Source organism: Thermococcus sp. 101 C5, from assembly GCF_009372125.1.
GTDB lineage: Archaea > Methanobacteriota_B > Thermococci > Thermococcales > Thermococcaceae > Thermococcus_A > Thermococcus_A bergensis.
Genome location: NZ_WHIZ01000082.1, coordinates 1 through 6,438 on the forward strand (window position 1 = coordinate 1; position 6,438 = coordinate 6,438).

The 6,438-nt window shown below is 45.8% G+C and carries 10 protein-coding genes; 6 read left to right on the forward strand and 4 right to left on the reverse strand.

The features are described from left to right. The coding region (locus GBV73_RS10055) for an AAA family ATPase (protein WP_152881125.1) at positions 1-1,440 on the forward strand (1,440 nt) is incomplete at its 5' end. Between the two features lie 166 nt (positions 1,441-1,606). On the opposite strand, the gene pfpI is transcribed toward GBV73_RS10055, so the two are convergent. Then, a complete protein-coding gene (gene pfpI, locus GBV73_RS10060; protein ID WP_042697963.1) occupies positions 1,607-2,107 on the reverse strand; it encodes a deglycase PfpI in 501 nt (166 codons plus the stop codon). A 146-nt stretch (positions 2,108-2,253) separates the two neighbouring features. Between pfpI and GBV73_RS10065 the strand changes: the two genes are divergently transcribed. From GBV73_RS10065 to GBV73_RS10085, 5 genes are all read left to right on the forward strand, one after another. Then, the gene (locus GBV73_RS10065) at positions 2,254-2,670 is read left to right on the forward strand and encodes a YhbY family RNA-binding protein (RefSeq protein WP_042697970.1); all 417 of its coding nucleotides are present in this window, start codon (positions 2,254-2,256) and stop codon (positions 2,668-2,670) included. Between the two features lie 3 nt (positions 2,671-2,673). Beyond that, complete coding sequence (locus tag GBV73_RS10070) at positions 2,674-3,126, forward strand: 30S ribosomal protein S19e (protein ID WP_042697974.1); 453 nt, start codon at positions 2,674-2,676, stop codon at positions 3,124-3,126. Between the two features lie 70 nt (positions 3,127-3,196). Continuing rightward, positions 3,197-3,535, forward strand: a complete 339-nt coding sequence (locus GBV73_RS10075; protein WP_042697978.1) for a DNA-binding protein — start codon at positions 3,197-3,199, stop codon at positions 3,533-3,535. A 7-nt stretch (positions 3,536-3,542) separates the two neighbouring features. After that, on the forward strand, positions 3,543-3,812 hold the full coding sequence (locus GBV73_RS10080) for a hypothetical protein (protein ID WP_042697981.1): 270 nt from the start codon (positions 3,543-3,545) through the stop codon (positions 3,810-3,812). 48 nt (positions 3,813-3,860) lie between these two features. Next, positions 3,861-4,760 carry a transcription initiation factor IIB gene (locus tag GBV73_RS10085; protein WP_371717090.1) on the forward strand — a complete coding sequence of 300 codons (900 nt, stop codon included), beginning with the start codon at positions 3,861-3,863 and terminating at the stop codon, positions 4,758-4,760. Positions 4,761-4,770: 10 nt separating this feature from the next. Here GBV73_RS10085 and fen read toward each other — a convergent pair whose 3' ends face one another. The 3 genes from fen to GBV73_RS10100 all read right to left on the reverse strand — a co-directional run. Beyond that, positions 4,771-5,796 (reverse strand): flap endonuclease-1, encoded by a 1,026-nt coding sequence (gene fen, locus GBV73_RS10090; RefSeq protein WP_152881129.1) that lies wholly within the window; start codon positions 5,794-5,796, stop codon positions 4,771-4,773. Further along, complete coding sequence (locus tag GBV73_RS10095; RefSeq protein ID WP_371717091.1) at positions 5,796-6,050, reverse strand: phosphate-starvation-inducible PsiE family protein; 255 nt, start codon at positions 6,048-6,050, stop codon at positions 5,796-5,798. Before GBV73_RS10095 ends, fen begins: the two co-directional genes overlap by 1 nt. Continuing rightward, positions 6,020-6,438, reverse strand: a 419-nt coding sequence (locus GBV73_RS10100) for a transposase (protein ID WP_152880017.1), incomplete at its 5' end; no start/stop codon positions are given. The genes GBV73_RS10095 and GBV73_RS10100, both read right to left, overlap by 31 nt.

The following is a 6,438-nucleotide window of genomic DNA, read 5'->3' on the forward strand; positions in this document are numbered from 1 at the left end:
CCAGCTCTCAGAAGGCCGGGTAGGTTTGATAGGGAGATTGAGGTTGGTGTTCCTGACAAGCAGGGAAGAAAAGAAATCCTCCAAATCCACACAAGAGGAATGCCAATTGAGCCCGACTTCAGGAAAGGAGACGTTAAGAGAATCCTTGAGGAGCTTAAACAGGACGATAGGTTCAGAGAGGCAGTTGAGAGGGTGCTTAAGAAGATAGACGAAACTCCCGACAGAGACAACGAGATTAAGAAACTACTTAAAGAGGCTGACGAGGACGGAAGGCTCTACGAAGAAGTGAAGAATCGCTTAATTGACCTCCTCCTCGAGGAGCTTGCCGAGAAGACTCATGGATTCGTTGGTGCCGACTTAGCAGCACTGGCAAGAGAAGCCGCTATGGCTGCCCTAAGAAGACTCATAGAGGAAGGCAAGATAGACTTCGAAGCAGAGACCATTCCAAAGGAGGTCCTTGAAGAGCTCAAGGTAACCAGAAGGGACTTCTACGAAGCTCTAAAGATGGTTGAGCCCTCAGCCTTAAGAGAAGTGCTCTTGGAGGTTCCAAACGTTAGGTGGGAGGACATCGGTGGTCTTGAGGATGTCAAGCAGCAGCTCAGAGAAGCTGTGGAGTGGCCCCTTAAGTATCCAGAGGCATTCATGGCCATGGGAATCAATCCACCGAAGGGAATCCTCCTCTATGGTCCGCCTGGAACCGGTAAGACCTTGCTAGCTAAGGCAGTGGCAACAGAGAGTGAGGCCAACTTCATCGGCATCAGAGGACCAGAAGTGCTTAGCAAGTGGGTCGGTGAGAGCGAGAAGAACATAAGAGAAATCTTTAGAAAGGCCAGACAGGCTGCACCAACAGTGATATTCATTGACGAGATTGACGCAATAGCCCCAAGAAGAGGCACAGACGTCAACAGAGTTACAGATAGGCTTATTAACCAGCTGCTCACGGAGATGGATGGTATTGAGGAGAACAGTGGTGTTGTGGTTATTGCCGCAACCAATAGACCGGACATCTTAGACCCAGCCTTGCTTAGGCCAGGAAGGTTCGACAGGCTCATCCTCGTTCCAGCGCCTGACGAAAAGGCAAGACTTGAGATATTCAAGGTGCACACAAGAAACGTCCCATTGGCTGAAGACGTCAGTCGTGAGGAGCTAGCAAAGAGAACAGAAGGATACACTGGAGCTGACATTGAAGCAGTTGTGAGAGAGGCAGCATTGAACGCCATGAGAAGGGCAATAGCCGAGGGTGTTATCAAGCCCGGTACAAGGGCAAGCGAGATCAGGCAGAAAGTCAAGGTCACAATGAAAGACTTTGAGGAAGCTCTCAAGAAGGTTGGCCCAAGTGTCAGCAAAGAAATGATGGAGTACTACAGAAAAATAGAGGAAACACTCAAAAAAGGAAGGGCTGAACTGACCAGAGAAAACAGGGACAGAGAAGTCCTCTGATTTCCCTTTCAATTTTTAATGTCTTTAACTTATCCTACAGCTTTTGTGCACTCCCTTTGATTTCTTTTCCATGCTAACTTAAAATTAACGAAAATTTCTTTTAACTATGGCCTATAATCTTGTATCAATCCACAAGTGCTTGGCTTATAAAGAAAAATGGAAGTAGTCATTTCAAAAGCTTTACGAATTCTCTCATCCAAGCATATAAGTCTCCGGGATGTCTTGAACTTACCCAGTTGCCATCAACGACGACTTCCTTGTCAATGTACTCTGCACCCGCGTTTATGAGGTCGTCCTTTATTGTGACAACGCAGGTTCCTTTTCTTCCTTTGAGGACTCCGGCGGAGATAAGTATCTGCGGGCCGTGACATATGGTTGCTACTGGCTTTCCAGCTTCAAACATCTTTTTGGCTATCTCGACGGCCTTTGGGTTTATCCTAACCCTCTCCGGGGCCTTTCCGCCGGGTAACACAAGCGCGTCGAACTCATCCGGGTCAACTTCGTCAAACAGCAGATCAACCTTTACGGAGTATCCATGCTTTCCGGTTATTGTGTCCTTCTTGTTGCTTGCAATATATACCTCGTGCCCCTCTTCCTTTATGCGGTGGAGGGGGTATATCAGTTCCAAATCTTCAAAGTCGTCGGCACTTAAAAACAGCACCTTCATGGCAGTCACCAATACAAAGTTAAGGCCAAAACTTAATAAGGGTTTTTGGTCAAAGGTGTGCAATACCTTAAGCAAGGTTTAAAAAGGGCCTCTCCTAAAAAACTTCGCGTCCGTGAGTAAGGGCGAGATTACTTGAGGTGAGAGAGATGGAAAAGCGCTTACCTGGAAAGGTGAGAAGAGCTCTAAGGGCCAAATATTATGATATTGAACCTAAGGCGTGGGTTGGAAAGAGAGGGTTAGATGCGAGTGTCATCGAAGAAATCAACACTCAGCTTAAAAAAGACGGCGTATTAAAAGTCGAGATAAGAAAAGGCGCTCTAATAGCAACTCAGATGGATAGAAAAGCGATAGCAGAGAAAGTTGCGGAGCTGACGGATAGTGAGCTTATTGATGTGAGGGGCAAAAGGTTTATATTGTTCCGTCCCAGAGAGGGATGGGAAAAGTATTTAAACAAGCTCAAGCTTAAGGAACTCTCGAAAGAGAGGCGGGAGGAAAAACCCGTTAAGAAAGTCAAGCTCGACATTGCTCAATTTAGGAAAAAGTTCAAGAAAGGGAGGGAGTGAAAAATGGCAACAGTTTATGACGTTCCCGGTGATTTACTCGTTGAGAGGGTAGCTCAAAAGTTGAAGGAAGTCCCCGAGATAAAGCCACCTGAGTGGGCACCATTCGTTAAGACAGGAAGACACAAGGAGAGACTCCCAGAGCAGGACGACTGGTGGTACTACAGAGTTGCTTCAGTCTTCAGAAAGGTTTATGTTGACGGGCCAGTTGGTATTGAGAGGCTGAGGACTTGGTACGGTGGAAGGAAAAACAGAGGACACGCTCCGGAGCACTTTTACAAGGGAAGCGGAAGCATAATTAGAAAGGCTCTTCAACAGCTCGAAGCAGCTGGGTTTGTTACAAAGGTGCCCGGAGAGGGAAGGGTAGTTACACCAAAGGGAAGAAGCTTCCTTGACAAGGCGGCTACAGAGCTTAAGAAGGAGCTCGAAGAAGTAATCCCAGAGCTTAAGAAGTACTGATGTTCTCTTACTTTTTGGCTTTAATTAGTTTTTGAATACTTTTAAATATCATTTTATTTGGGGTGGTACGATGGCTGAAGATATTGAGGAGATCAGGAAGAGAAAACTTTTGGAACTTCAGAAGAGACTTGCAGAGCAGCAAAAAGAGGAGGAAGAAAGGGCAAGGCAGGAGATGGAGTTAGAGGCCCAGTTAGATGCCTTGATGAGGCAAATTCTCACGCCTGAAGCGAGAGAGAGGCTTGCAAGGGTTAAGCTTGTGAGACCCGAACTTGCGAGACAGGTAGAATTGATTCTAGCTCAGTTGTACCAAGCTGGTCAGATAACCGAGAGAATCACGGATGAAAAGCTTAAAAAGATTTTAGCTCAAATAGAAGCCAGAACCAGAAGAGACTTTAGGATTAGATGGTGATAAAGACGTGAAAATTAAGGACGTCATTAATCTCCTAAACGAAAAGGGAGAAGTTAATTTGGACATCTGGAAGCCATTGTCGGCAAGAAAAAGTAGCGATGGAACTCTTGACATTCTTTACCGCAACCTTGTTGTTGGAAGTGATAGTGATCCGGTTTTCCTGTGGGTGTATGTAAATGTCCTTGAAGATGACGTCAGAGTGCTCGAAAAGATTACCTTTAAAAAAGAGCACATAAGATGGATAACAAATTCAATATCAAAGTTTGAAAAAACTTAAGATTTATATATGGGAATTGACAAGTTCAATGACCGTGGGGGTGTAATTGTGACTAAGCAAAGGGTTTGCCCAGTTTGCGGTTCCGATAAGTTTGTTTATGACCCCGAAAGGGGAGAAGTAATCTGTGCAACTTGCGGTTTTGTAATTCAGGAAAACATGATTGATATGGGTCCCGAGTGGAGAGCATTTGATGCTTCTCAGAGGGAGAAGCGTTCTAGAACTGGTGCACCTGAGAGTATTCTGTTGCACGATAAGGGTCTTTCGACGGATATTGGTTACGACAGGAATGTTAAGGGTTTGATGAGGGAGAAGATTTACAGGCTTAGGAAGTGGCAGAGCAGGCTGAGAGTTAGCGATGCCGCCGAGAGAAACCTTGCTTTTGCCTTGAGTGAGTTGGACAGGCTTGGTGCGAGGTTAAACCTGCCGAAGCACGTTGAGGAGGAAGCGGCAAGGCTTTACAGGGAGGCTGTTAGGAAGGGGCTTATCAGGGGAAGGTCAATTGAGAGTGTCATTGCAGCTTGTGTTTATGCCGCATGCAGGCTTTTAAAGATTCCGAGGACTCTGGACGAGATTGCAGATATTGCCAAGGTTGATAAGAAGGAGATTGGAAGGAGCTTCAGGTTTATTGCAAGGAACCTTAACCTGACTCCAAAGAAGCTTTTCGTGAAGCCCACGGATTATGTGAACAAGTTTGCGGATGAGCTCGGCCTGAGTGAGAGGACGAGGAGGAGGGCTGTAGAGCTCCTTGAGAGGGCTTATGAGATGGGTTTGACGAGTGGTAAGAGTCCTGCCGGTCTTGTTGCCGCGGCTTTGTATATTGCTTCACTGCTCGAGGGCGAAAAGAGAACTCAAAGGGAAGTTGCTGAGGTTGCAAGAGTAACAGAAGTAACAGTAAGAAACAGATACAAAGAAATGGTAGAAAAACTGGGACTGAAGCTTCCACTCTGAGCTTTTCTAATCACTTCTTTTTGAACCAGCTGTCTAATGTAAACTGTCTCCCGGCCTTAACTGCCTTTTTAAGTCTTTCCAGGCCGTTTTTAACTCTCTCCTCACTGAAGTCATGTTCATCGCAGAGGAACTTTAGTATCCCTTCTTCATCAGGCATCCTCCATTCGAGCTTGTACTCATCTGTAGTCGGCGGGTTTAGGAAAAACTCCTTTATTGCGTAGAGGTCAACATCACTTATTTTTTGATACTTCGCGAGGGGGTCTTTGGAGTATTTGACTATTTCAAGGGCTTTTTTAGGCCCGATTCCTTTTATGCCTCCAGGGTTGTAGTCCGTCCCTACAAGAATTGCGAGCTCTATCAGCTTTTCCCTTGTTATGTTAAGCTCTTTTAGAACTTCCTCGAGAACTATGAGCTCCGGTTTAACTTCCACATATACATCTTTTCCGGGGAGCTTTCTTTTTCCAGTTATGGTGAGGTTCCTAACTAGCTTGGGGGCTCCAAACAGGAGTGAATCGTAGTCCTGGCTCGCCGAAGCCCAGACGTCCCCTTTAGAGGCCATATATGCTGCCTGCGCTTCACCTTCACTAGGAGCCTGTACCCATGGGATGCCCATAAGTTCCAAAAGCTTCTTGGCATCCTCGATAAGCATTTCGTTTACTTTGCTCGCCCGCTGCGCGTACTTCTTTGCCTCTTCCAGGTCCCCTCTTGCCAGAGCTTCTTCCCATTTTTCCTGTGCTTCTTCCCTATACTCGGCCCTTTTTTCGAGCTCTTTTTTCTTAAACTCCGGGGGCTTCCCATCGAATACATACGCCGGCTTTATTCCAACTTCCATCAGGTTTATGGTTCTGTAGAAAAGCCCTGAAAGGTGGGACGTTATCCTTCCCTTGGAATCCATTAAGGGAGTGCCATCCCTTTGTCTTATTGTTGAGAGGAACTGGTAAATAGCGTTAAACGCATCTATTGCGACTTTTTTTCCGTTTAAATTTTCAAGCTCCAACTCTTTTCTTGGTAAAAGCTCACCAATCTGAACTCCCATTACTCACCACCTATCTTGATATATAGGTAGCCGAGTATAAAAAGCAATCCACCAACAGCAAAGAGCTTTAGGGCATCGAGCTCCTTGAAATCCGAAGTAACAATGAGCTTTTGGACGAGTGCCACGATTCCAACTTCGAGGATGTGAGTGATGCTAACGCGGTGTTGCCTTAGATAGATTATTAAAATTCTGTAGGTTTCTATCAGGATAATAGTGACTAACCCTAGTTCCCACCACCTGTGAAGTTGTATAATCTGTCCAGATTCACGGCCAGAATCGCCCCTAAAATCCTGACAGCTAACCCCCTCAAACTAACACTCCTGCTCGGCCTCAGAAGAAACTCAGAAAACTTCGAAAACAAAGTCTCAATCCTCCTGCGAAAGTCAGACAAGTACTTGTAAAACTTCTTCTCCTCCAGATTACTAATCTGATTCCCCCGCTTTACTGGCGTGTAAACAACGCCAAACCTCAAAAACTCCTCCTCGAGTTCCCTGTTAACATACCCCTTATCCAAAAACAGAAAACAGCCGGAAAACTCCTCAACAATCACCCAGAACTTTTCCCGGACAACACTCACATCATGCTTATTCGCCGGATCAACAGACAGTAAAGCCAGCAAATTTCCATCAGAGTAACAGGTCA